The 24,996-nt window shown below is 54.0% G+C and carries 20 protein-coding genes, 1 tRNA gene and 2 riboswitches; of the genes, 10 read left to right on the top strand and 11 right to left on the bottom strand.

Annotated features, from left to right (window positions below):
- Window positions 1–11: 11 nt before the first annotated feature.
- The gene (locus W02_RS21950) at window positions 12–245 is read right to left on the bottom strand and encodes a CV_2116 domain-containing protein (protein WP_370467954.1); all 234 of its coding nucleotides are present in this window, start codon (window positions 243–245) and stop codon (window positions 12–14) included.
- 1,123 nt (window positions 246–1,368) lie between these two features.
- Here W02_RS21950 and modA point away from each other — a divergent pair.
- Both modA and W02_RS02455 read left to right on the top strand, forming a co-directional pair.
- Window positions 1,369–2,190, top strand: coding sequence for a molybdate ABC transporter substrate-binding protein (modA, locus tag W02_RS02460; protein ID WP_173044471.1), 822 nt, complete (start codon window positions 1,369–1,371; stop codon window positions 2,188–2,190).
- Window positions 2,191–2,260: 70 nt separating this feature from the next.
- Complete coding sequence (locus W02_RS02455; RefSeq protein ID WP_173044469.1) at window positions 2,261–3,337, top strand: sulfate/molybdate ABC transporter ATP-binding protein; 1,077 nt, start codon at window positions 2,261–2,263, stop codon at window positions 3,335–3,337.
- Window positions 3,338–3,688: 351 nt separating this feature from the next.
- Here the strand turns inward: W02_RS02455 and W02_RS02450 are convergent, their stop codons facing one another.
- Entirely contained in the window at window positions 3,689–4,957 is a 1,269-nt protein-coding gene (locus tag W02_RS02450) for an NAD(P)/FAD-dependent oxidoreductase (protein ID WP_173044467.1), read from the bottom strand.
- Between the two features lie 319 nt (window positions 4,958–5,276).
- On the opposite strand from W02_RS02450, the gene W02_RS02445 reads away from it, so the two are divergent.
- A complete protein-coding gene (locus W02_RS02445; protein WP_370467970.1) occupies window positions 5,277–6,272 on the top strand; it encodes a methyltransferase domain-containing protein in 996 nt (331 codons plus the stop codon).
- Between the two features lie 184 nt (window positions 6,273–6,456).
- On the opposite strand, the gene W02_RS02440 is transcribed toward W02_RS02445, so the two are convergent.
- The 3 genes from W02_RS02440 to W02_RS21720 form a co-directional block, all read right to left on the bottom strand.
- Window positions 6,457–6,636, bottom strand: coding sequence for a hypothetical protein (locus tag W02_RS02440; protein WP_173044464.1), 180 nt, complete (start codon window positions 6,634–6,636; stop codon window positions 6,457–6,459).
- A gap of 143 nt (window positions 6,637–6,779) precedes the next feature.
- Window positions 6,780–6,856: transfer RNA gene (locus tag W02_RS02435), tRNA-Arg, on the bottom strand.
- A gap of 803 nt (window positions 6,857–7,659) precedes the next feature.
- Window positions 7,660–7,791 (bottom strand): hypothetical protein, encoded by a 132-nt coding sequence (locus W02_RS21720; RefSeq protein WP_255458555.1) that lies wholly within the window; start codon window positions 7,789–7,791, stop codon window positions 7,660–7,662.
- Between the two features lie 33 nt (window positions 7,792–7,824).
- Window positions 7,825–8,031, top strand: a riboswitch (cobalamin riboswitch).
- 221 nt (window positions 8,032–8,252) lie between these two features.
- On the opposite strand from W02_RS21720, the gene W02_RS02430 reads away from it, so the two are divergent.
- From W02_RS02430 to W02_RS21945, 6 genes are all read left to right on the top strand, one after another.
- Window positions 8,253–8,918 carry a 2OG-Fe(II) oxygenase family protein gene (locus W02_RS02430; RefSeq protein ID WP_173044462.1) on the top strand — a complete coding sequence of 222 codons (666 nt, stop codon included), beginning with the start codon at window positions 8,253–8,255 and terminating at the stop codon, window positions 8,916–8,918.
- 45 nt (window positions 8,919–8,963) lie between these two features.
- A complete protein-coding gene (locus W02_RS02425; RefSeq protein ID WP_173044460.1) occupies window positions 8,964–9,245 on the top strand; it encodes a MoaD/ThiS family protein in 282 nt (93 codons plus the stop codon).
- A 55-nt stretch (window positions 9,246–9,300) separates the two neighbouring features.
- Window positions 9,301–9,506: riboswitch (cobalamin riboswitch) on the top strand.
- Between the two features lie 352 nt (window positions 9,507–9,858).
- On the top strand, window positions 9,859–12,249 hold the full coding sequence (locus W02_RS02420; protein ID WP_173051331.1) for a ribonucleoside-diphosphate reductase subunit alpha: 2,391 nt from the start codon (window positions 9,859–9,861) through the stop codon (window positions 12,247–12,249).
- The gene (locus W02_RS02415; protein ID WP_173044458.1) at window positions 12,246–13,268 is read left to right on the top strand and encodes a ribonucleotide-diphosphate reductase subunit beta; all 1,023 of its coding nucleotides are present in this window, start codon (window positions 12,246–12,248) and stop codon (window positions 13,266–13,268) included. Before W02_RS02420 ends, W02_RS02415 begins: the two co-directional genes overlap by 4 nt.
- 55 nt (window positions 13,269–13,323) lie before the next feature.
- On the top strand, window positions 13,324–15,636 hold the full coding sequence (gene metE / locus W02_RS02410; RefSeq protein ID WP_197742116.1) for a 5-methyltetrahydropteroyltriglutamate--homocysteine S-methyltransferase: 2,313 nt from the start codon (window positions 13,324–13,326) through the stop codon (window positions 15,634–15,636).
- Window positions 15,617–15,871, top strand: coding sequence for a cysteine-rich CWC family protein (locus tag W02_RS21945; RefSeq protein WP_370467953.1), 255 nt, complete (start codon window positions 15,617–15,619; stop codon window positions 15,869–15,871). Before metE ends, W02_RS21945 begins: the two co-directional genes overlap by 20 nt.
- 838 nt (window positions 15,872–16,709) lie before the next feature.
- On the opposite strand, the gene W02_RS02400 is transcribed toward W02_RS21945, so the two are convergent.
- Entirely contained in the window at window positions 16,710–18,281 is a 1,572-nt protein-coding gene (locus W02_RS02400; RefSeq protein ID WP_173044452.1) for a hypothetical protein, read from the bottom strand.
- A 132-nt stretch (window positions 18,282–18,413) separates the two neighbouring features.
- Between W02_RS02400 and W02_RS21715 the strand changes: the two genes are divergently transcribed.
- Complete coding sequence (locus tag W02_RS21715) at window positions 18,414–18,542, top strand: hypothetical protein (protein WP_255458554.1); 129 nt, start codon at window positions 18,414–18,416, stop codon at window positions 18,540–18,542.
- A 156-nt stretch (window positions 18,543–18,698) separates the two neighbouring features.
- Here the strand turns inward: W02_RS21715 and W02_RS02395 are convergent, their stop codons facing one another.
- The 5 genes from W02_RS02395 to prpB form a co-directional block, all read right to left on the bottom strand.
- Window positions 18,699–19,769 carry a transporter gene (locus tag W02_RS02395; RefSeq protein WP_173044449.1) on the bottom strand — a complete coding sequence of 357 codons (1,071 nt, stop codon included), beginning with the start codon at window positions 19,767–19,769 and terminating at the stop codon, window positions 18,699–18,701.
- Window positions 19,770–20,161: 392 nt separating this feature from the next.
- Entirely contained in the window at window positions 20,162–20,617 is a 456-nt protein-coding gene (locus tag W02_RS02390; protein WP_173044447.1) for a TlpA disulfide reductase family protein, read from the bottom strand.
- A gap of 624 nt (window positions 20,618–21,241) precedes the next feature.
- On the bottom strand, window positions 21,242–22,951 hold the full coding sequence (locus W02_RS02385) for a class I adenylate-forming enzyme family protein (RefSeq protein WP_173044445.1): 1,710 nt from the start codon (window positions 22,949–22,951) through the stop codon (window positions 21,242–21,244).
- A complete protein-coding gene (locus W02_RS02380) occupies window positions 22,926–24,095 on the bottom strand; it encodes a citrate/2-methylcitrate synthase (protein ID WP_232068624.1) in 1,170 nt (389 codons plus the stop codon). Before W02_RS02380 ends, W02_RS02385 begins: the two co-directional genes overlap by 26 nt.
- On the bottom strand, window positions 24,070–24,984 hold the full coding sequence (gene prpB / locus W02_RS02375; RefSeq protein ID WP_173044443.1) for a methylisocitrate lyase: 915 nt from the start codon (window positions 24,982–24,984) through the stop codon (window positions 24,070–24,072). Before prpB ends, W02_RS02380 begins: the two co-directional genes overlap by 26 nt.
- Between the last annotated feature and the right edge of the window lie 12 nt (window positions 24,985–24,996).

Raw genomic sequence — 24,996 nt, 5'->3', positions numbered from 1 at the left:
CCGACGAGTTCTCATTTCACCGTCACTCCAGGTACCTTCCCGTCAATGACGCGCTGGCCATAGCTGATCCCGCGTATGTCCGCCTCTTTCTCCGTGGCACAAGTCCCAAAGGGGGCTAGATGTCGAACAGTCCTAGACCCGTTCTGTGTCCAGATCAGTATAAGCTTGGGTCGCCATTCGTCGTTATATAGTTGGTGCGGAACCGACTTCACTGTAAAGTTGTTATAGGTAATAGTCCTAGCCATTGGTTACAGCCTTTCCCTCTTCAAATTTATCTTTGTAGTATTGGCCAGCGGCTGCCGGCATCAGTCATACGCAGTCCAGACTAATAAGGCACTCAGGACAAGGAACCGGGGGTTCGACGTATGTTGTAGCGCATGCCTGTTACGACCGGACGAATCATGAACAATCCCTCCCAATGAATCGTTTGCCCATTCCGCATCACTGAGATGTGAGCCGCTCCTGGTCCCACTTGATCCGCAACCGTTCGTCGCCCACACACCCCACAGATCGTGTCCAGGAGCCGCGAAGGGCCAGTGCTTGGGCTTGATGTACCGAGCAATCCGTTAAATCACGAGCACAGGTCGGGAGCTACACATGAGATTCTTTGCTTCCAGCGACAAGTCCCCCGCCCCCGCGTGCAATTCGGGCATGAAATTTCCGCTCCAATTCAGTTGCGCCTGGTGATCTCCTAACAGCGCCGTTTGAAAAACAGAGTGTGTCGATACGCCGATTCCCGTCCCATGAATTCTGTCGGCTCATACCTGCTTCTTCACGTGTAATGCTGGTCGTGTACACGCCAAGGTGTTACAGACTCATAATTCCGCTGTTACAACATAGTTGCATTTATCTAAAGCAAATGGACGCATGACCACAGCGCCGATTATAAGTCGCAATTTGGAAATGAAGACAATCTACGACTGGCAATGACAACACGTCAGCGTCATTCGTGTGCCGGGGAAAAGGGAGAAAGGATATAAGGATGAGCGAGTCATAGGTCGGTGAATTCAGACTTAAGACAGTACGGATGACAAAGTATGACATGCAGAACCTATGCCCTCAACATCGTGAAAATTTCTGCATACTCTTAGAAAGCCGGTGACTGACCTTCAGCACTCATTGCTCCTCCGATGTTGATCCTCCAACACAATGCTCCTGATGTTTGAATCATTCATGTGACGGCTAGCACATATCGACACGCCTTTCGATGGCTTCAAAGAGCATCATCTTCTTTAGTCTTTAGGGAAACTCACGCCGATTATCCTATATCTCGATCTTCGTGATGTGGACAAAACCACCCGTGCGCCCGACTTTTGCATCGAAACGCACATGGCACTACTCACCTTTCGCTATCAAAGGAGACACGACATGACACATGCATCTTTTCTCGGTCGGATCGTGCTCGCCGTCGCGTTGATCTCCGTCGTGAACGGATCGCTTGAGGGAGCTCATGCTCAACCCGAGATACTTACAGTCGCCGCCGCCAATAGCTTGAAGGATGCGTTGCGGAAAGCCCTGCCAGTCTTCGAATCCCAGCATCCAGAGGTCCAGGTGCGGGTGATCTATGGCCCTTCACAAACCTTGCGAAGGCAAATCGAAGAAGGGGCACCTATCGATGTGTATTTGCCATCTCTCTTTGAAGAAATTGAGGATCTGGAGAAGAAGGGGTTGGTCCTCAATGGCACGAAACAAGTGTTCGCAAGTACGTCGTTGGTCTTGATCACCGGCTCTTCAACACCGACGCCGGTGTCATCCTTAAACGAATTGCGTGAGGCACCCGTGAGACGTCTGGCCATCGGCGATCCCAAGACGTCTTCCGTAGGAAAGGTCGCTGTCGAGTTTCTGAAGAACAGCAAGTTGGCGCCGACCTTTAAATCCCAGTTGGTCTATGGACAGCATTCGCGAGCGGTCCTGGATCTGGTGGCTGCAGGAGAGGCGGAGATTGGAGTGGTGTATCGGACTGATGCCGCTTCGAGTAACCAAATACGAGTTCTTGACACCGCCCCAGCAGGGTCTCATCGGCCGATCCGCTATGGCATTGCGGCCGTATGGACTGCCAAGAATCACTCGGCCGCTAGAGAGCTGACAGATTTTCTCCTCTCGGGTGAAATTCAACCTCAATTGGCAAAGTTGGGATTCGATCCCGCGGATTCCCGTGTGGCGAAGAAGGCAGAGCCTGAGCTGCGATGACAGGGTTAGACGCTGGGCAAAACCTTCACAGCGTGTGTCTCCCAGCCCTGATGCCAATTGGGAGCGAACAATGAGCATCGTAATCGAGCATGTATCTAAACGGTTTGACGATATTGAGGTGTTGAACGATGTCAATCTGGAGGTGTGGCCTGGTGAACTGATAGCGCTTCTGGGGCCGTCGGGCTGCGGCAAGACGACGCTCCTGCGAATTCTAGCCGGGCTAGACCATCCGGATACAGGGAGAATTAGCGTAAACGGAGTCGAGGTCACGAATCAGCACATATCCAAGCGCCGCGTAGGGTTTGTGTTTCAGCACTATGCGTTGTTTCGGCATCTGAGCGTGGCCGACAATGTGGCGTTCGGCCTTACGGTACTTCCTCGAGCTGAGCGCCCGCCTTCACAACAGATACAAAGCAAGGTGCAGGAGCTGTTAGCGCTCGTGCAGCTACAAGATATGGCCAATCGGTACCCGGCTCAACTATCGGGTGGCCAACGACAACGGGTCGCACTGGCCAGAGCGTTGGCCGTTGAGCCAAAGCTCCTACTGCTCGACGAACCATTTGGGGCATTGGATGCCAAGGTCCGAAAGGAACTACGCCGCTGGATTCGACGCTTACATGATGAACTCCAGGTGACGAGCATCTTGGTCACACATGACCAGGAGGAGGCATTGGAGATCACCGATCGGGTGGTGGTGATGCATCAGGGAAGGATCGAACAAGTCGGCACTCCTGACGAAGTGTACGAACATCCGATAACACCTTTCGTGTGCCATTTCCTTGGTGATGTCAACATTTTTCATTGCCGCGTGCCTCATTGCCACTTGGATCTGCAACAGAAAGACAGCGGTCAGGACTTTCCACCGCAATTGACTGAAGGCGAAGAGGTGACGTTTGTACGACCTCATGAGTTGGCATTAAAGAGAACCCGTTCAAGCAGTTACGAGTGGGAGGCTACCGTCCGGTACATAGTCACAGCTGGGGCTCGCGTCCACATTGAACTCATTGCCAGCAACACCAATCAAATTATTGATGTTGAGTTGACCAAGGAGCGGTACCGGGATCTACGACTCAACGAAGACGAAGTTGTGTATGTGCATCCAAAGCAGTTGCAGGTTTTCAGGGCGCCCATCCCCGTGCCACTGTAGCACCTCCTTTGTCTCTTCATGTTGCCCTTACACCGAGTGGACGGTCGTTGAACGCTGACAACGATCACTGCGTGCACTTTTTTCTCCCTTGAATTGTTGATCTTCCAATTTACGCAATCGACCGCGCGCATCAATCCTGCGTCAAACAACGAGGGGTGCCCGCATTCCAGCGGTACGAGCTACATTGATCCGGAAGTAACTGAGACCGATAACGGCGTTAAGCAGGACAATAGAGCGCTCCCAAGCGCCGTCGCAACGGCCCTTGACACAAAACAGATGGGCAATGAACTGCCCAGCTAGAAAGAGCAGGAAGCTGAGGAAAGCGATACCGTTTACGCGGGTTCTGATCGACTATTGAGATCGTTCGTACGACCGGATGTCGGGGAATAATCCCGCCGCAATAATCCGATCGATCCCGCTAAACGGCGACACGGTTCGCAACCCCGCCGTCGTCGAGAGCACCTGATAACGCAGCCGTGCGTTTCGATCGAGTGTCTGGAACACACGATCGCGCATGAAGGCCACCACCGGATTCCCCGTATCCCAATAGAACACTTGTTGATCGGCCAAGTTTTGCAGCATGGTTACGTGCGGCCGCCTGGCACGTTCAAATGCACTCAATCTGGCAGTCGAATAGTCCTTGTCGGCGAGACAACTGGGGAGGAGATCGGATAGCGTGATGGCATCGACCATCGCTTGCATGCGCCCCTGCGATGCGTGGGGATTCATTGCATGGGCGGCATCACCGATCAGGACGGCTCCATTAGCCACCCATCTCGGCGTGCGCACCCGACCCGTCGGCAGATACGCGACCTGACTCCAATCATGCAGGTTTCGAAAGAGCCGGGTAAACGGCGGGGCGATCCGGCTCCAGATCTGCTGGAGCGTAGGGATCCCTCGTTGCTTCACGGCTTCTATCGAATCCTTGGGAATCATGTATAACAGGTACACTTTCTTTCCCGTCACCGGAAACAGTCCCAAGATGGTCTTGTTCCCAACGTAGTAGAACGATTCCGCTATCTGATCGTCCGACTCCAGTGCCGCAATCAGATATCCATCAGGATAGAGATGCAGATCGACGGGGATCTTGAGCGCTTCACGCACTTTCGAAAACGCCCCGTCAGCACCGACGACCACCTTTGCACGAATCGTGAGCGGGCCATCCCGTCCTTCCGCCGATATTCCAACAACCTGTTCGTCCTCACGTATGAGTCCTGTGAAAGAGGTACCGTAGTGAAGTGTCACGCTCTTCTGTTGCTGTATGGCCGCGATGATCGCATGGTGGGCCACATTGGCGAGAGTCACAACGGCACGGTTGTACGGTGCCGGCAAGTCGCCATAGTCGAAGCTGCAAAGACGCTTGCCACCGGCCCGGCAAAAATGAAAATGCCGCACGGACAGCGTGGCATCGGCCGGCAAAGACGATAAGACGCCCAAGCGGTCAAGGACTGCTTGCCCGTTCGGTTGGATAATCTCACCACGCAAACTTTTAGACGGACTGCCTGCCTGATCTACGACCATTGTGCGAATGTTTTGCTTTGCCAGTGCCAGGGCTAAGACGGCACCGCCGCCGCCCGCGCCGACAATCGCTACGTCCGTTTCGATCATTCCCTTGTTCATTGGCTCATTCCGGTACTCTGCGCAGGGTTTGACCAATACTTAAGGCTGCCGACCGAAACACACCGGTCGAACCGATCGGTCTCATAAGGAATCTGCTTCGCATCCTCGACACCTCCAAAAATGAGGGATTCGCCTGAGAATCCAATACCCTTCGCTTTGACTTAGCAGCACTTCCGAGGCTAATCTACACTACTTTTCGCCTCTGTTGGCACATGAATAATGGGGAAGTGGTGGAGGTGCTTCCCAGGTTACTCGGTCACTTTTCTTTGTATTGTCCGTACATGTTAATGAGATCACGTTCATTTGGACATTCGATATGATGAACATTTTCATATGGGCGATCGTCCTTCTCCTGGGGTTACTGCTGATTGGATTAATGTTGTACTTGCTATTTCCCCGCAAATATCAGTCTGCCGATTCTGTCGCCAATTCCTATGATGATTGGACCAATGACGGCATTCTAGAGTTCTACTGGGGCGAACATATCCATCTGGGTCACTATGGCTCTCCACCACGCAAAAAGGATTTTCTCAAAGCCAAGTCAGACTTTGTGCATGAAATGGTGCATTGGGGTGGGTTAGACAAGCTTCCTTCCGGTACGACGGTTTTAGATGTGGGCTGTGGCATTGGCGGCAGCAGTCGCATTCTCGCGCGAGATTATGGCTTTGCTGTCACAGGAATCACGCTCAGCCCTCAGCAAGTCAGACGTGCTCAAGCACTGACCTCCCCAGAGGTGAATGCCCACTTTCAGATCGATGATGCACTGGCACTTTCGTTCCCCAATGCCAGTTTTGATGTGGTCTGGTCGGTCGAGGCAGGACCGCACATGCCGGATAAGGCACAATTCGCTCGGGAGCTACTGCGTGTTCTGAAACCGGGTGGAATTCTGGTCGTTGCCGATTGGAATCAGCGGGACGATCGTCAGGTTCCACTCAATTTTTGGGAAAAGCCAGTGATGCGGCAACTGCTGGATCAGTGGTCTCATCCAGCGTTTTCGAGCATTGAAGGGTTTTCAGAATTACTGGAGTCAACCGGACTGGTGGCGGGTGAAGTCACCACAGCAGATTGGACTGTCGAAACCATACCCTCATGGCTCGATTCCATCTGGCAGGGATTTGTCCGTCCAGCAGGACTTGTTCGGTTTGGCGTGAGCGGGTTGATTAAATCATTGCGAGAAGTGCCCACGTTCCTGTTAATGCGTCTGGCGTTTGGCACAGGGCTGTGCCGCTTTGGCATGTTTCGGGTAGTGCGTGCCAATGTCCTTACGAGTGAGATGATATCTACGCAAATGGATGACAGGCTTGTACGATTCTGAGTGCCATTGATGCCCAAGAAACTAATCACTGAGCTGAGGTATTGGGGGAATCACCTTAACTGCGTTTGCGACATTCAATGTAATGGCTAGTAGCCAGGGTTCTCGCAGGGCCCGCGAAGCTAGAGCGAATGCGAGATTGAGTCAGTACTCGCCAAGCAACATTCTCGATACGGTCAAAAGTGTTTCATCGCGGTGGTTCCGGTTCGCAGCATTGAACAAATAGACCAATAATATCCAGATCTATTTCGTTTCCCTCTCTCAGATCTGGGTGTGCTTCCAGAATGCCATGAAGGATCAATGCCGGATTTGTTACGGACGGATTGTCACGCATGAACGCTCCGATAGCTTCATCAAGGTCGGTCATCGCGGTGGTCCTCTATCGGAAGAAACTAGTCTTTGCTAATAAATTGTCCTATCAACGGAATGAGGGCTTTCGAACTTCAAGAAATGAAGAACTACCCTTACCCTTCAGATACTTAAAAAATTTAGCTGTCAGCGACTATGAAATGGTGCGCCCGGCTGGAATCGAACCAGCGACCCTCAGCTTAGAAGGCTGATGCTCTATCCAACTGAGCTACGGGCGCGATAAATATCTCAATCACTTAGCTGGTGTATCTACTTTAACGTTCGACCAAGTGTTACCGGCGTGTCCAGCTTAAAGGGTATCTATCGAACTTTTGGGTATTAGGAGTCAAGTCATGCTTTTCAATCGCATTGTACCGTTTCCACATTTTCTCAGACTTGTGCCCCACTTGTGCATTGCCGGTGCCGTGTCCACCCCTACCCTTCTTAGGTTGGTGGAAGCGCAATGCCTCAAATCGTGGAATCCGAAATCAGGAATGCTGGCTTTCACCAGAGCTACCTTGCAATGATCTTATCATGTGATAAATGGGTTTCCTCTCGCCGGTGAAGACGTACCTAGTCGACAGGCTACGCACTTTTGCAATTCTCTGCAAGGTCAGCTTGACAGCGGGCGGGGGAAGAACCTGAACTGTGTCAGACCTTCTTAGCGGTGATAGACTCTCGCTTAAGGTTTTAGCCGCACTGCCCGTACTCCTCTAGCATCATAAGGAATTCCCACTTGCCTAAGTGCTCATGTCGAAATTTCACGAATCGACCGACCTTGATGAAGCTCACTTTATAAGCTGGTACCCAACCATGCGCGTGAGTTTCGACACGCCTAAATACCCTGCTGCCTCGTTCATCGTCAAAAGCTTGCTCATGAAGTCCTTCTCTCTATTTTCGTGGTAGCACCCCCCCTGCGCAGGAGCATCGCGCATGCACGATCCAGCATCGCCATCAAGTAGCGCCGGCAGTACCAATCTCCATCTTCTCTGCCAGATTCCAGCGCATCGCGCTGGTCTATGAGCGGACGACGAGTGAGTCATCAGGCAAGATCGACACGGCTCGATGAGCCGCCGAATTCCTTCGCCCGTGTTTTCATGGCTTGGATCGCGAACAGTTTTTCGTGTGAGGGCTCTCTCACTGATTTAATGATGATCGCTATCAGTTCAGCCATTCATGTCCTTGACTTGAATTGGTTCAGAAATATAGACTCCGCCCCGTTGCTGGTCTCTGAGATCGTTCAGAGAATAAAGAGGGAACCCGGTGCAAATCCGGGGCTGCCCCGCAGCGGTAAGCGAGAACGACTCCACCTTCGCACTGACTCGTCAGAGTTGGGAAGCGGTGGAGAGTAGGAACGCGGCATACGCCGACACGCTCGCAAGCCCGAAGACCTGCCAGCATCCGGCTCCGGAGAGACAACCGGTGCCTGTTAGACCTTGATGCCTCGTGGGAGGGCCGTGGGTCTGAGCTGGTACGGACTCGTCTCTTCTCTTCCGTTCTAAGTTCACGACCACATCCCCTTCACAAGGATTCTCGTTATCCGCGGGGATGCAGGTCGGTCCGAAATCCACACACATTTCGGCTGATCCTCTCCTCGTCCGGGAACCTCGATGGACCACGGGATCGGTCGGCAATGTGACGCCTGAAAACGAAATCTCCATCAGACCACTCTTTGCCACGCCGCTGCTGGTGTTTACCGTTGTGGACCACCGTCGCATCAACGCCGAGCTTTCTCGTCTTATCCTCGAACGAGAAACCTCTCAACCGAGTTATTCAGACGACGAGGTTGTCGGATGGTCGTCTCCTCATGATCTCTCCATGCTGGAATGGGCTGCCGATCCGCTTGAGCTTCTCCTTGGTCAGGTCACCCAAGTCGCCACGTGCATGACAGAGTTGTCAGAACGATCGAGTCTCCACGCGCGGCAACCCGAGTGGCGAGTAGCCGAATTGTGGGCCAATGTACAGCGGAAGGGAGGCAGCAATGCTTGCCACCCACATCCCGGCAGTTTTTGGTCCGGCGTGTATTACATCGACGTGGGCGACGTCTCACAGGGAGCAAATGGCGGAGAATTGCAACTCTATGATCCGCGAGGATGTCTGCCGCGCATGCTAGCCCCATATCTCCGATACAGCGTGCCAGAGCTCCATGACGCAGGAGCGAGTGTCTCGTTTACCCCCTCAGCCGGCCAATGCCTGCTGTTTCCCGGCTGGCTGTTTCACGCAGTCACGCGGTATACGGGGAATGCTCCTCGTATCAGCATCGCCTTCAATCTCGATCCGATTATTCACAAAGGCTCATGAGAGAATCGCGCCAGTGCAACCATTACCGAAAGCATCCGAGGCCTCATGATTAAAGTCTTAATATTTGGACTGACGTTACGAACCGCACTGGATGAGCATGAACTGGACATTGAGACATCACTGCCCACCACCGTGAAAAAATTGATCGAAGATCATCCCCCTCGACTGGGGGCGCTCCTCCCATTCGTGATCGATCGTGAAGTCGTCATTATTGTGAACAGACGGATCGGATCGGAACACTCGATCGTAAAGGACGGTGACGTCGTCAAACTTTCCTACCACTCGCAAAACCAAGCTCATGATGGTGTACGCGACATTCCAACGTAACCATTGAGACACAAACAGCGCGGAGTATGTCTTGACATCGCTCGGAATCGACTATAGACTCCCGCCCCGTGCTGGTTCTCCGAAATACTCGGAGACGAAGAGGGAACCCGGTGTGAATCCGGGGCTGCCCCGCAGCGGTAAGCGAGAACGACTCCACCTTCGCACTGACTCGTCAGAGTTGGGAAGCGGTGGAGAGTAGGAACGCGGCATACGCCGACACGCTCGCAAGCCCGAAGACCTGCCAGCATCTGACATTGGAGAGACAACCGATGTCGGTTTGACCTGGAAGCCTCGTGGGAGGGCCATGGGTCTGAGCTGGTACGGATCTCTTTCCTTCCTCCGTCCTCGGTTCACGACCATCCCCTTTCATAGCTTCCCGTCACCCGTGGGGGTGAAGGTCGGCTTTACACGCCCTGGCGTCGTCTCAAAGGGCAGTGTTAGCTGATGTCGGCTCCTCACGGTCAACCCGCAAGGGTACATCCTTTGCGCAACCACCGAACGAGGAGGCATTATGGCCAACGATCCCGCCCAGCAGGTAGATCCCCAATCCGTTTCTCCTGCAGCCTCAGCGCACCGGGCCAATGACAGCGGAACATCCTCGTCTCCTTCAACGATGCGTGTGCGCAAACGCAACGGTTCGATGGAGGCCGTCGATGTAATGAAGATCGTTCGCGCTGTCGAACGCTGTTGCACCGGTTTGACGGATATCGATCCGCTACGAATTGCTACCAAGACGATCAGCGGACTCTACGATGGCGCGACGACCAGGGAACTCGACCGTCTCTCGATTCAAACGGCCGCAGGGCTCATTGTAGAAGAGCCGCAATATTCCAAATTGGCCGCACGGCTGCTCTCGACCTACATCGATAAGGAAGTCCGCAATCAGGAGATCCACGCCTTTACGCAATCCATTGCAGAAGGGCAACGCCTTGGACTCATCAATGGTCGCCTCGCGGCGTTCGTTTCTCAAAACGCCCGTAAGTTGAATGATGCGATCACGCCGGCGCGGGATCGGGAGTTCGAATACTTCGGCCTGCGCACCATCTACGACCGCTATCTGCTCAAACATCCGATCAGCCGGCAAGTCATCGAGACTGCCCAACACTTTTTCTTGCGTATTGCCTGCGCACTGTCTGAAACGGTCTCCGATGCCCTGGAATTGTACCGGCTGATGTCCGTCCTGGAATATCTGCCGAGCTCTCCCACCCTCTTCAACGCCGGAACGCGGCATGAGCAATTGTCCAGCTGTTTCCTTCTCGATTCGCCGGAAGATGCTCTGGAACAGATTTACCAGCGATACACAGACGTGGCCATGCTGTCGAAATTTTCCGGCGGTATCGGCCTGGCCTATCATCGCGTCCGCTCCCGCGGTTCGCTCATCGAGAGCACGAACGGCAATTCCAGCGGAATCATTCCCTGGCTGAAGACGCTCGACGCCTCCGTGGCGGCGGTCAATCAAGGAGGAAAACGCAAGGGAGCTTGCTGCGTCTATCTTGAACCATGGCACGCCGACGTCGAAGAATTTCTCGAGCTGCGCGATAACACCGGTGACGAGGCTGCTCGCACTCACAATCTGAATCTCGCAAACTGGATTCCGGATCTGTTCATGGAACGCGTGGAACAGGATGCAGATTGGAGCCTGTTCGATCCGAAAGACGTCCCTGAACTCCCCGATTTGTACGGAGACGCTTTCGTGCAGGCCTACGAGCAGGCTGAACGCGATGGACAGGCCGTCAAGGCAGTGAAGGCGCGCACATTGTACGCGCGGATGATGCGCACCCTTGCACAGACTGGAAACGGATGGATGACGTTCAAGGACACATCCAATCGGACCTGTAATCAGACCGCGAGATCCGGGCGCACGGTCCATTTGTCGAACCTCTGTACGGAAATTCTCGAAGTCACCTCCCAAAACGAAACCGCGGTCTGCAACCTCGGGTCCATCAATCTGTCTCGGCACCTCTTCACCGAGCCTGGCGGGACGGTATCGTTCGACTTCACCAAGCTGGCGCAGACCGTTCGGACGGCGGTCCATCAACTCGATCGCGTCATCGATCTGAATTTCTATCCGATTCCTGCGGCCCAGGCTTCAAATTTTCGCTGGCGGCCGGTCGGCCTCGGCGTGATGGGCCTGCAGGACGTGTTCTTTCAGTTGCGGCTGCCGTTCGACAGCGCAGAAGCAAGGCGATTGTCTTGTCGCATCGCCGAGGACATCTATTTTCATGCCCTGTCGACCTCGATGGATCTGGCGATGACCAAGGGTCGTCATCCTGCCTTCGACGAAACGCGTGCCGCAGATGGTCAGCTCCAGTTCGATGCTTGGAGTGTCTCCCCTTCCGAGCCGGAACGGTGGGAAGCCTTGCGAGCTCGTATCCGCACACACGGTTTGCGGCATTCTCTTCTTATAGCGGTCGCACCGACCGCGACGATTGCATCTATTGCCGGTTGCTATGAGTGCATCGAGCCGCAAGTGTCCAACCTATTTAAGCGGGAAACCTTGTCCGGTGATTTCCTGCAGGTCAACCGGTATCTGGTCTCCGATCTGAAACTGAGGGGCTTTTGGACCGAAGTCATGCGTAACCGATTGAAGATGGCCGAAGGATCGGTTCAATCATTCGACGATCTTCCCGATGACTTGCGTCTGCTGTATCGCACCGTCTGGGAAATCCCGATGCGATCATTAATCGATATGGCTGCGGATCGCGGGGCATTCATCGATCAGAGCCAGTCGCTGAATCTGTTCATTGAAAACCCGAATATCGGGCAACTGTCCAGCATGTACTTTTATGCCTGGCAGAAAGGTCTGAAAACGACTTACTACCTTCGTTCGCGTCCTGCCACACGGATCGCAAAAGCCACCATCGATGCCGCATCGGCTGACTTGCAGGGTGGCAGAATGGCCTCCGCGTCCACGCCGAACACCACCTCACCGTCGAAGCATGATATCGCACGAGACATCGCCTGTTCCCTGGAGAATCCAGGATCCTGCGAGGCCTGCCAATGAAATATGTCGAACGCCCGGCACGACTCCTCGATCCTGGTATGTGTCTGACGCTGAGGCCGATGACCTATCCAGTGTTTTTTGACATGTATCGGGCCGCCATCCGCAATACTTGGACAGTCGAAGAAGTCGACTTTTCAACAGATGTAGACGACTTGCGAAGCAAGATGAATTCATCCGAACGTCATCTCGTCCAGCGCCTGGTTGCCTTCTTCGCTACAGGGGATTCTATTGTCGCCAACAACCTGGTCCTGAATCTGTATCGACACATCAATGCGCCGGAAGCGCGGATGTACTTGTCGCGGCAGCTGTACGAAGAAGCCCTCCATGTTCAGTTTTATTTGACCCTGCTGGATACCTACGTGCCGGACGCCGCTGAACGGCACGATGCATTCGCCGCCATCGAAACCATTCCGTCGATACGCCGCAAGGCAGAGTTTTGTTTCACATGGATGAACTCCCTTCAGCATCTGAGCGTCTTGCATACCCGAGACGAACGCCGGCTGTTTCTGCAGAACCTCATCGGCTTTGCGGCCTGCATCGAAGGGCTCTTCTTCTTTGCCGCGTTTGCGTACGTGTACTTTCTGCGGTCTCGCGGCCTTCTGCACGGATTGGCGGGAGGAACCAATTGGGTGTTTCGTGACGAAAGCGCTCACATGGCCTTCGCCTTTGAGGTTGTCCAACAGATCCGGCGGGAAGAGCCTGAGCTGTTTGACGCGTCGCTCGCGCGGAATGTCATCACGATGATCGAAGAGGCGGTCGCTTGTGAAATCGGATTCGCTGAAGATCTGCTTGGGGGAGGCATCGCGGGTCTGTCACCGGCGGACGTTAAGCGCTATTTGGAATACGTGGCGGATCAGCGTCTGGTGATGCTCGAATTGCCAAAGCACTACGGTACAAGAAATCCCTTTACGTTCATGGAATTGCAGGACGTTCAAGAGATCGCGAATTTTTTCGAACGCCGCGTGTCCGCCTATCAGGTAGGCGCGACGGGAGCCGTCACCCTCGATGCGGCCTTTTGAGAGCGAACAAACAATACGGATCGCCACTGAGCGATCAAAAGAAAGGAATCACTCCGTGTCTATTCTTGCCACCTGCCTGGGCTACCCTCGAATTGGTGCCGCCCGGGAATTGAAGTATGCGCTCGAGTCATACTGGTCGGGGAAACGCACGGCCGCAGACCTGCTTCAGGCGGGCTACGACCTTCGACGCCGGCATTGGTCGGCCATGAAAAGCGCCGGAATCGATCACATTCCCGTCGGGGACTTCTCGCTTTACGACCACATGCTGGACGCTGCCGTCATGGTGGGCGCCGTGCCGCAACGCTATCAAGCCATCGCCGATCCACTGACGCGGTATTTCGCCATGGCGCGCGGCTACCAAGATAGTAAAGGCCTCGACCTATCGGCTCTGGAAATGACTAAATGGTTCGATACCAACTATCACTTCATTGTGCCGGAACTCGAACGGACGCAGAAGTTTTCGCTCAATGCAGCGAAATTGTACGCGGAGATCGAGGAAGCCCGAAGACTGGGCATCGAGTCTCGCCCGGTTATCATCGGCCCAGTGACTTTTCTGCTCTTGTCAAAGTTGCAAGACGGCAAGACGCAGGATGCCATACCACTGGATCTGCTCGGCGATCTCCTGCCCGTGTATAAACGGATTCTCCACGAACTTGCGGAACGAGAGATCACATGGTTGCAGATCGATGAACCCTGTCTTGTCCTTGACCTGGATGACCGCGCCAAGGCTGCCTATCGTCTGGCATACGCACAACTCGCAGAGTGCCCATCAAGACCTCGCCTCCTTCTCGCCACGTACTTTGGAGCGCTGGAGGACAATCTTTCGGTTGCGATTCAGTCGGGCTGTGACGCCTTGCACATAGACCTTGTGCGGCATCCAGAGCAATTAAGCGCGTTGTTGGAGGTACTGCCTTCTTCGATGTGTCTGTCTTTGGGTGTTGTGGACGGGCGAAACATTTGGCGAACGAATCTTGATGTTGCACGAGCAATGGTCAATCGAGCGGTGCTGTCACTTGGCGCCCATCGGGTGTGGGTCGCACCTTCCTGCTCGCTGATTCATGTACCCGTCGATGTTCAGTCTGAACAGAAAATCGATGCGGACCTCATGAGTTGGCTGGCCTTCGCGGAGCAGAAACTCACCGAAGTTTGTCAATTAGCGGATGGCGGACGATTCGACGATCCAATAGCCCCGCATGTATTGGCTTCAAGAGCGATGCGCGCGGCGAAAGCTCAATCTTCACGCATTCATGATTCAGAAGTACAAAAACGGATACAGGGAGTAACGGAGGCCGACCTTCACCGGGCATCGCCCTTTGCGGATCGCCATCGTGTACAACACGCGCGCTTCAAACTTCCGCTATTTCCTACCACGACGATCGGGTCATTTCCTCAGACAGGCGATGTTCGTTCAGCGCGGGCTGCCTGGCGATCCGGCCGAATGACGGCTGAGGAGTATAAGGCCTTTCTGAAAAAGGAGACACGGGTTTGCATCGAGAAGCAGGAGGCGATCAACTTGGATGTGCTGGTGCATGGAGAGTTCGAACGCACCGATATGGTCGAATACTTCGGAGAACACCTGAAGGGGGTCGCCTTCACGGAGCAAGGTTGGGTACAGAGCTATGGGTCGCGCTGTGTGAAACCTCCAGTCATTTTCGGCGATGTGTCGCGGTCGAGTTCGATGACAGTTGAATGGTCGACGTATGCTCAATCGTTGACCCGGCGACCGATGAAGGGAATGTTGACTGGCCCGGTGACGATCTTACAGTGGTCCTTCGTCCGCGACGATGTGCCCAGGAAGGACGTCTGCCGGCAGATCGCTCTGGCACTCCGAGACGAAGTGGCGGATTTGGAGCAGGCCGGTCTCGCCATGATCCAGGTAGACGAACCTGCGGTGCGAGAAGGACTGCCGTTACGGCGTGCCGAGTGGAGGAGCTATTTGCGCTGGGCCGTCGACGCCTTCAGGTTGGCCACGAGCGGGGTGCGAGACGATACCCAGATCCATACTCACATGTGCTACTCAGAATTCGGAGACATCTTGGAGGCAATCGCCGAGATGGATGCCGACGTCATTTCGATTGAAACCTCGCGCTCAAGAATGGAACTGCTCGGCGACTTTATCCGCTATCAGTATCCGAACGCGATCGGTCCGGGTGTCTACGACATTCATTCGCCGCGAGTTCCGACGAAAGAAGAAATGGCCAATCTCCTGGTCCATGCGGGAAAGATTCTGCCTCCCACACGGTTGTGGGTGAATCCGGATTGCGGACTCAAGACACGAGGTTGGCCGGAAGTTCAGACAGCGCTGATTAATATGGTCGGGGCCGCGCGAGTGGCTCGCCGGCAGTTCGGTGAGGAACGCTTTGGCTGATTCAGACCTCGATCCATCCCGCTGCCCGCTCTGTCGTCAGTGGAATGAGTGCGCCCTTGCCAAGGGCAAAAGCACGTGTTGGTGCTTCGAGCTGTCTCGTGAAGGAAGAGGCGGCAACGAGATGCTACAGGACACGACTGGTCTCAGCTGTCTATGCCGACATTGTTTAACACAATCCAGGCAGTCGTTCGGCATTTTGAAGGAGTTGCTAAACAGTATCCGGAGTTGTAGGTGATGGAATGCCCTTGATCCAACATAAAAAAGCAGCGTATTGGTTCTACCGATCCTGTCTATTGTCTACGACGCCTACGTTAATCCACTGTTCTGGACGGAGCGGATGAGAAGTCAAGCTCTGACGTTGGCACAACTGGACAATCCGGAGCTACATATGATTGATGTCGGTTCAGGAACCGGATTTGCGATGCTGAGGATCGTGAAGTCGGTGAACGCAAGGTAGGTCATATGTATCGACTAAAGCCCTCATCAGCAGAAAAAAGCAAAGCCAAGCCGGAACTGAAGGCCTGTATCTTCTCGCATCGGTGATGCGGAGCAAATCCCTTGTGAGACCGACCGGTTCGATCGGTATGTCTCTGCCGGAAGCGTTTGAATATTGGCCGGACCCAGAGCAAGGCATTCGAGAAGCCTACCGCGTCATCAAAGCCAACGGTATTGCGTTGATGATTGGTCCGTGGAGCCAGCGGATCCTGTCATTCGTTGGATCGCGTGCATGTGGATGCTCTTTCCGCGCAAAAAGGAATACAGGCAATGGTTCAAAGCCGCTGGATTTCAGGACGTTCGAACGGAATACCTACGTCCCATAGGCTGCTCTTACCGATTTTAGTACCACGCAATTTTCCCTTCTTCTAACCAACGATAGATCGTCCACCGGCTACCGCGAGACATTCTGCTGCTTCTCCAACATGTAGAAGTGTCTTGTTCATATCCAACTTCATGACTATCTTCCTCAACGTCTGCGATGCGAATCATCGTGATCACGCTGACGGATCATTTCTAGTTCGTGTGGATAGTCTCAAGGCGGGAAACCCTTATGAGGGTTCCCCGCCCTGGTTATCTCAATTTGGCATACCGTGATCGTCCAACCGTTCAGCTAATTGAGGCGATACTGTTCCTGATCCGCTCACTATAGATGCGATAGACTGATTGCCCGACGCGGCAGCTCCTGGATAGTAGATCATCACTGCTCCAGGTGCAGGGCCTACCGCTACCTTTTGTTTTTCCAGATTGTCCGCTGCACTGATGATAGAGATGGAGTTATCAGTGCTGTTTGAAACAACCACGTATTTGGCTTCTCCGGCGCCTTGTACAAGGACGTCCATATTGTGTCCACCGGTTGCCGCTAAGGGTACCTCTTTGAGCAACGTCAATGATGGCGTTGCGGCAGTAAGCATAGAAGCGTCGAAGGCAAACAGGCGGTCCTTTTTCGTGGCGGTTGCCGTGTTACCTGCCAGGATGTATAACCTCTTTCCGTCGACGGAGAACTTAAATGAACCCGGTGCAGTTCCCGCGAGTTCTGGAATTGTGAAATCCGTCCGGACCGGCGGACTCTGACTTAGGTCCAGGACTCCCAGTTTGGTGGATTGCGGTGCGGAGGTTTGACCACGGAGCAGCAAAAATCGCCCGTCGGCATTGATGCCGAATGACGTATACGGAGTGCCGTTCAAATCAAAGGTATTGGTGACAGTAAAACTTGTCGGGTCGACTTCGGCTATTTGATTGTACCCTTCCTGAATGCTATAGACTTTCTTCGTAAGCTGTGACCATCGAATGCCGTGGGGATGGGCATTATTCGATGTAAAGGGTGCGGTCGCCGCAGTAGCGGATTCATCATTGCAGGTTGCCGCATTCGTCTCCTTCGTTGGATTGCAAAGATCGATGCGTTTGATCACTGTCCATTTTGCCGGTGAAGCAGGTTCGTTATCGATTACAGCGATTTCGCCACTCGTTTCACTGCTAACAAAGGCCCTTTTGAGCACCCCGGCTCCCGATGAAAATGCCGTCACATGGTGGCCATCGGCTAAGAGACAGATAGTCTTCTCAACAGTCGGCACATTCGCGCCCGGACCAAGATGCGAGTTATGCAGAATGGTGACGGAACTGCCGGTCTGCGTGGCACAGTTGATGAGATCATCACCGGGAGTCGTCGTGGCCGGCGCATTATCGCCGTCATTCATCGACCAGATCACTTCACCATCGGTCGTATCGCGATAGATATGAACGGGGCGCGTCCCGGTCGGAATATTCGCTTCATGAATCGGCGTGGCGCCTGTCAGGGGATCGATGACCGCCACCTTATTAGCCGCCCCCAGATTCATGAATAACCATTCGCCTTCGGAGAATTGCATATCACCCAATGCGACATTCTCAAACTTCGCGGCATCAAGGGTGCCGACGACGGCATTGCCAGAATCCCCTTTGAGCGACACACTCGTTAACGTCTTATCGCCGGTGTTGTTCACGAACACCAGCGGCCCTTGAAGTGCCGCACTGCTGTTCGAATTCGATGATGACGATGGCGGGGTACTGCCGCCATCATCACTGGAGCTGCAACTCGCTAGACCGATTAACAGAATGCTCAGAAGGCTGACTTGTCTGTACGACATATGCACACGATTGTTGGATCTCATAGCCCAATCCCTTTCTCTCAGTTCCATCCGTCAGGAAGACAAAAATTAGCTTTGTGTGTGATGCGCTCAATGATGGTCAACTCTGTGCGATGATCTTGGGGGGCCTCTCGGCGGACGATCCGGCTTGAATCCATGCAGACCTATTCGTTCAGGCGAAAAGAAGTACTCAAGTTCGACAACGACGACAAACAACGGTTCAATGTGGATGCCTGTATCATGGTCGTCGATGCTCTGACACTGAGCGAAACAATGGCTGTGTGAATGCGCCGGCTTCCCTGTTTGTTCTCCACAATGTGCAGCTGGCACCCACCCAATGAGCGCACTCCATTGCAGGAATAACAATAATGCGAAACACAGGGCGGAATGTTTCATAGGATCAACACCGTGGAGACGATGGCGACGTGTTGCAAAGATGTTTCATGAGCCACTGAACACCTGGAACGATTTGGTGAATCCAAACACATAACTTTGTCCTTGCTCGAGGTTCCCATTAAAATCCCGAGCAACCGGAATCTGTGCAATGAAGTACGCTTGAGCAAAATCCCAAAGGTTCAACATGATGCCTGGTGAATACGCGAGGAACGTAGACCCCGTTGTTGGAACAGGCCGGTTGGTTATCCGGGAATCGAGAAGGATGGGACGGTTAATGGGAGCCGGCGCAAATACAAAAAGCGACGCCTCCATACTGTCATGTACGGTATAGCGGTAGTTCATCTGTTGAATCAGAACCAGCCAGGAGGTCGCCTGAAAGGGAATGACATTGAAGCCGCCATTTAAGGACCATTCATCACCGAACTGATAACCGTCGGGGTTGCGAAAAGTATGTCGGTAGCTTCCCTGGAGGTATTGATTCAGACGATGGGGGATAATTTCGTACGTCTGATAAAAGGAAGGTATTAACCCAACCGCCCCTTTACCCAATTGAAGTGTGGACTCAGCGTAATTTCCGGTTGTTGCCCGCTGCTGGTAGTCGCCTGTCGGAATGCTCACGCCGAAATCGAAGACCAACATGCTCCTTAAAGTTGGAAGCACGTTGTACTTGAGTTTGACGAGCGTATCGCCGAGGCCCTTATCCGAATATGGCACCGAACTCACTTGTCCCAGATTGGCATCTGCATTCACCATCTTGTAGGGCAGCGCCACTTCAAGTCCCAGGCGCTCGGTCAAGCCATAGTTCAGGTCCAATGTGGCGGTGCGCACGAGTGTTCTGATCTGTTGCACATCGATATTGGCCAAGGTCAGAGTCTTCAATTCTTGATTGGCGAACGGAATCCCTCCTCCTTGCCCCGGCGGGGCCTCAGATGGCGTGTAGTTAAAAAAGAGATTGACGGTCAGAAGTCCCTTCGGGGAGATCTGTTGCTGCGAGCCGATCACCACAAAACAACTCACCGACCCGCAAGAAGCCTCAACAGTCAGAGGTCCGGACATGATGACCATGAGGTGCAGGTTGACCAAAAGCAGAGCGCACTTTTGCAAACAAGACGTCATAGGACGATCCTCTGCATGCACAACGGACCACGCAGCTATCTGCATCGCCGGTGCCGGAACGATTAAGCTATTCAGAAGTTGACTAGAGAGGAGATTCTGGTGGTCCTCGGAGGAACGTCTCTAAGACCGTGGGAAGGTCGTATTTCTCGATTGGAAAAACTTCATTAATTCGCCAATAGCCGTTAGGTGCATCAAGATCAAGATAGACGGATTCAACACCCTGTCCCGTTCCGCAGATCCACGCGCAGAGAGCCATGCTGTGGGTATTGGAGTGATGGGCGTGCTCGATTGAATGAGCCACACTCGGAGCAGCCATCACCGAATTGAGTACGAGCAAATACAGTCCCAATAGGCATGAGAACCGCCCGCGCTTAGAGTTCACTGTCATGGCTTTACCTGGGCGCAGCATGGGATGCGGATTGTCCCTCCTGAAGACGGGAAACGATTTCACTGACTCTCCCTTCGGTTAACAATCCGCCTTTGATGTATTCTCGTACTCGCCCGTCCGCATCGATAAAGACGCTTACCGGCAGTCCGTACACTCCGAACTGATTGGCAATTCGATTTTGCCGGTCTAACAAGACGGTAAATGTGTGGCCGTATTGTCGGACGTGGTCCCGGACTTGGTTCTCATCCTCCAGTTCATTGATAGCGAGGACAACGAACCCCGTATCTTTTAGTTTGTCGTAAGACGCTTGGAGTGCCGGCATTTCCGTAATGCAGGGCTTGCACCAAGTGGCCCAAAAGTTCATCAGCACAATTTTCCCACGATAATCACTAATGCGATGATGCTGTCCCATTAGATCTGGCAGTTGAAATTCTTCAACCAAAGAGCCTACGAGAGGCACGCGGCTTCCCATGCTACTTGCGTCGAGTGCATATAACGATACACCAAGGATTATGAGTGCAATGAGATGCATGGGTTTATGCGACTCACCAGTCGCAAAGCAGCTCCTGAACAATTAATACGTGGAGCCTAGAGACGAACTAGGAAGTGTCCCGGTTGAAATTGGTTGTGATGCTAACTAGAGAACTATCGCAGGGGGAGCACGCGGAGACGAAAAGGCTAGGTTCGAAGCGAGGGTCTGACTGTTCGCGAAGGTGTCAAGTATACGAGCTGGTGCCAAATCCCTAAGAGTCTCCGGCCCGAAAGATTCAGAGGCCTGGCCAGCAATACACAGCCACGCGCAAAATGAATTGGAATGTGTTTGGTGCTGATGCTTAGAATGTTGTGCCAGGTGAGACGGAGAGTGAATGGAGGCTAATATCCCCATAGCGAGGATGCAAGCAATCAAACAATATGCTGTTACTTGCCTTGCGGCTAGCAAGTTCATATGTACCCACGTGCTCCAGACGCGGATGGTATACGAAAGTCATTGGACAAAAGTCAACCGTATTTAACCACGTAGATAAATATAGAAGGGGTATGCAAGCCGGCAATATGGGGCAGATGAATACTCTCCTCGAGTACGCTACTCCGTGAATTGGTGATTCCTATAAACAGCCAAACGGGAAGCTAGACAGGTTTTCAACTCCAGTCGTTTGGCTTTACCGGTCGAAGTGTAGGGAACATCCTTGCCAAACACGATGACTTTGGGCGACTTGGAAAATGGTAATAATCGGCGGCAGTGTGCGAGCACATCCACCTCCGTGGGGGGGAGCCCATGATCCCGCGGTACGACATAGGCGGCAACTTCTTCCCCATAGTATCGGTGGTCGAACGGAACAGCCATCGCGAACAGCACGAGCGGGTGACTCTTCAATGCGTCGTCGATTTCGAGAGGAGAGATATTGACACCGCCTCGAATGATGAGTTCCTTCAGACGGCCGGAAATGAAGAAGAATGGTCTGCCTCTGTTGTCTCGAACATAAAAGCCTTCGTCGCCGGAACGAAACCAACCCCATTTGAACGCCTCTTCGTTGACGTCGGCTCTCTTGAAATAGCCGGCGCATACGGTTCCACCGCGGATGCAAATTTCTCCTCGCGTCAATTCTGGAAGGAGACGGCCGTCGCGGTCCAGGATCGCCATCGCGTTGTGCTTCAATGGGACACCGATGGAGGGAAATTCGAAATCTCTGATCCAATGGCTGTGCTCATCGGGTGAAAGATCATTCGGCAAAAAACAAGAATAGCAGGTGGTTTCGGATAAGCCGTAGCCGTGACGGATGGGAAAACGGAATCGATCTTCGAACCGGGCCGCCGTGTCTCTAAGCAAAGGGCCTGCGCCGCAGATGAACCCGCCAAAATGGTCCAAGTGGTATGACGACAGATCCTCGTCTTCATCCAATAAAAATTCCAGCAACGTGGGGACGACGCTGACATACGTCACGCGTTCTTCATGGAGCTTGCGCCAGAAAGCCTTGCTTTTGAACCTGCGGTTCAGGACCGTGCTGCCTTGACAGTAGAACGGGGTCAGTACAGTCACCACCGTTCCGTTGACATGATGAATCGGAAGCACGCACATCAGACGATCGTCGGCGCCGAACCCGTGGCAGTCAGCGATCGCATCGGCGTCGGTCAACAAATTATCGACTGTCAGGACCACCCCTTTGGGCGCCCCTGTCGTGCCGGATGTATAGACAACCAGCGCTTCGTCGCCCAGTGACCCGGCGTGAGCCAAGTGACCCGAGGTCGAGCCGCATGGCAACCCGTGCGCAAGCTCGTCGTCGTTGCGAATGAAGCCGTCGTTATTTACCGCGACCACCCGCCGCAAGGTTGTAACGTCACGCTGATGTGCTCGTACTTCTTCAACGCAACTGTGCCAACAGCACACCGCAGCTGCCTCCGAATGCTCCAAAATGTATCGCTTTTTGTCCGGAGGCTCTTCGATGTTGATGGGGACGACCGCCACTCCAGCAACCCATGCGGCAAAATACAGCACGACGGTGATGTCGTGGTTGAAGAGAATCGTCGCAAGACGGTCCCCCCGGCGAAGACCGACTTGGTGGCGAAGGAAGGCAGCCGCTCCGTCAACAACCGTGCCGAATTCCCCATAGGTGTATGTGTAACGTACGGTCCGGTCGTCGTCGCAATACGTTAGGAACGGCCGATTGACCAACAGACGGTCATGCACGCGGGAGATGAAGAACTCGCTAAACGAGCTCCAGGGCAGTGCTGGTGAGAGCCCTGGAACATGACGCGCTTGCGCGATAGGGTCAGGCACGGCGATCAAGGGCGACATACTCCCTCCTCCGCGGTCCTGTGTATTGCGCGCGCGGCCGCATCAATCGGTTATGGTCCTGCTGTTCGATGACATGGGCGCACCATCCGGTGATACGGGAACACACAAATACCGGAGTGTAGAGCTCGCGGGAAATGCCCATCAGCAGATAGGCCACCGCCGTGTAAAAGTCGAGGTTGGGGTGTAAGCCTTTCTCCTCTCGCATGATACCCTCGACGATGACCGCAATCTCGTACCAACGATGGTCGCCGCAGATTCGGCTCAACGATTCGGCATGGCGTTGAATAATGGCGGACCGCGAATCGCCTTTCTTGAGCACGCGGTGGCCGAAGCCCATGATCCGGCGCTTCCTTGCCAGCGCATCGCGGATCCATGTTTCGGCTCTGCCGGGGATGCCGATTTCGAAAAACATCTTCGCCACGGCCTCGTTCGCTCCACCATGAAGCGACCCCTTTAACGTGCCGATGGCCGAAGTCACTGCTGAGTGCAGATCCGTCATCGTTGAGGCTGTGACCCGGGCGGCAAAGGTCGACGCGTTGAATTCATGCTCCGCGTACAGCGTGAGCGATACGTCAAGGACGCGAGCCATGGCCCGCGCCTGGTCGTCACCGTTCCGGTCGGTCAGCAAATAGAGCAGGTTTTCAGCAAAACTCAAATCGGCACGTGGAGACAGGAGAGGTTTTGCATGCACAACACGATACGCGGCCATGGTCAGCAACGGGACTTGCGCCAGCAAACGAATGGATTTCCTGACATTCGCCGCACGCGAGTTGTCATGCGTTTCAGGATCGACCATCCCCAGCAGCGACACCCCCGTCCTCAATACGTCCATCGGATGAGAATCGGAGGGCAGCATTTCGAGAAACGCGTTGACAGGAAGAGGCAGCACGGCGTGGCTTGCCAATTGAGCTGAGAAGTCTTTCATCTCCTTGCGAGCCGGAAGGTTGCCGAACAGAAGAAGATGGGCGACTTCCTCGAAATTGCCCTGTTCAGCCAAGTCGTCGACCGCATAGCCGCAATAGAGAAGGCCTGCTTCTCCCTCGTCCACAAGACAGAGCGCCGATTCCCCGGCGATCACTCCTTCTAGGCCCGGACTGTAGGATCGACTCGTCTGCGCTTCAATCGCCTGCCTGCTCATTGCCATTCCCATCCATCCTCCCTTCCCGTCGTTCGAGGGATTCCGTGTAGCGAAGCAGATCGTACAGCTCTTGTCGTGTCATCATGTGATGAAGCCAGTCCCGTTGAGTGCCGAACAGCTTCAATTCCGCAAGCAGTTCACCGATGGCCCGCAGGGCGGTTCGCAATGTCGTAACGGGGAAGAGCACGCCGCGATAGCCCATGGTTTCAAATTCGCCGCAGCTCAGAAGCGGTGTTTTCCCGAATTCGGTCATATTCGCGATCAGCGGCAAGGCTATCCCCGCTTTCTTCACCTCCTTTGCGAACGTCTGAAATTCGTCGGCCGATTCCAGGGCTTCGGGGAATAAGGCGTCGGCTCCGGCTTCAGCGTAAGTTGCGGCTCGAGTGATGGTGGCCTCGAGTCCTTCTACACCCCGAGCATCCGTACGGGCGATGATCATGAAATCGCGGTCGATTTTGGCCCGCGCAGCCTCCTCGATCTTGGAGGCCATCTCGGCAACCGGTATCAGCCGTTTTCCCGACAGATGGCCGCATTTCTTGGCCATCTCCTGATCTTCAATCTGCATGCCGGCAAGACCGGCCCTCTCAAAGCTTGTTACCGCTTCTCGAACTGCCATAGGACCGCCATATCCCGTATCCGCATCGACGATCGCCGGGATGGACACCGCTTGCGCGATGCGACCTGCCTCGGCCGCAACATCGGACAGTGTGAGGAGGCCGGTGTCTGGGATTCCTCGGCAGGCGGACAATGCCGCCCCCGAAACGTAGACCGTTTCATAGCCCGCTTTTTCGATTTGCATCGCGATCAAGGCATTGAACGCTCCCGGGATGCCGACTGTGCGAGTGGCCAGCAATTCACGCAATCTGGAAGCTTTCGTCTGCCCTTTTTGCTCCATGGTTGGCGCCTT

The organism is Nitrospira sp. KM1, assembly GCF_011405515.1.
In the GTDB taxonomy this organism is placed as follows: domain Bacteria; phylum Nitrospirota; class Nitrospiria; order Nitrospirales; family Nitrospiraceae; genus Nitrospira_C.
Note: the sequence above shows the minus strand (reverse complement) of the source record. Positions and strands in the feature narration are given on the sequence as shown.

Coding starts and splice junctions, on each gene's coding strand:
- W02_RS21950 (WP_370467954.1), bottom strand. CDS start 245: ATGGCTAGGACTATTACCTATAACAACTTTACAGTGAAGTCGGTTCCG.
- modA (WP_173044471.1), top strand. CDS start 1,369: ATGACACATGCATCTTTTCTCGGTCGGATCGTGCTCGCCGTCGCGTTG.
- W02_RS02455 (WP_173044469.1), top strand. CDS start 2,261: ATGAGCATCGTAATCGAGCATGTATCTAAACGGTTTGACGATATTGAG.
- W02_RS02450 (WP_173044467.1), bottom strand. CDS start 4,957: ATGAACAAGGGAATGATCGAAACGGACGTAGCGATTGTCGGCGCGGGC.
- W02_RS02445 (WP_370467970.1), top strand. CDS start 5,277: ATGAACATTTTCATATGGGCGATCGTCCTTCTCCTGGGGTTACTGCTG.
- W02_RS02440 (WP_173044464.1), bottom strand. CDS start 6,636: ATGACCGACCTTGATGAAGCTATCGGAGCGTTCATGCGTGACAATCCG.
- W02_RS21720 (WP_255458555.1), bottom strand. CDS start 7,791: ATGGCTGAACTGATAGCGATCATCATTAAATCAGTGAGAGAGCCCTCA.
- W02_RS02425 (WP_173044460.1), top strand. CDS start 8,964: ATGATTAAAGTCTTAATATTTGGACTGACGTTACGAACCGCACTGGAT.
- W02_RS02420 (WP_173051331.1), top strand. CDS start 9,859: ATGCGTGTGCGCAAACGCAACGGTTCGATGGAGGCCGTCGATGTAATG.
- W02_RS02415 (WP_173044458.1), top strand. CDS start 12,246: ATGAAATATGTCGAACGCCCGGCACGACTCCTCGATCCTGGTATGTGT.
- W02_RS02400 (WP_173044452.1), bottom strand. CDS start 18,281: ATGAGATCCAACAATCGTGTGCATATGTCGTACAGACAAGTCAGCCTT.
- W02_RS21715 (WP_255458554.1), top strand. CDS start 18,414: ATGCAGACCTATTCGTTCAGGCGAAAAGAAGTACTCAAGTTCGACAAC.
- W02_RS02395 (WP_173044449.1), bottom strand. CDS start 19,769: ATGACGTCTTGTTTGCAAAAGTGCGCTCTGCTTTTGGTCAACCTGCAC.
- W02_RS02385 (WP_173044445.1), bottom strand. CDS start 22,951: ATGTCGCCCTTGATCGCCGTGCCTGACCCTATCGCGCAAGCGCGTCAT.
- W02_RS02380 (WP_232068624.1), bottom strand. CDS start 24,095: ATGGCAATGAGCAGGCAGGCGATTGAAGCGCAGACGAGTCGATCCTAC.
- prpB (WP_173044443.1), bottom strand. CDS start 24,984: ATGGAGCAAAAAGGGCAGACGAAAGCTTCCAGATTGCGTGAATTGCTG.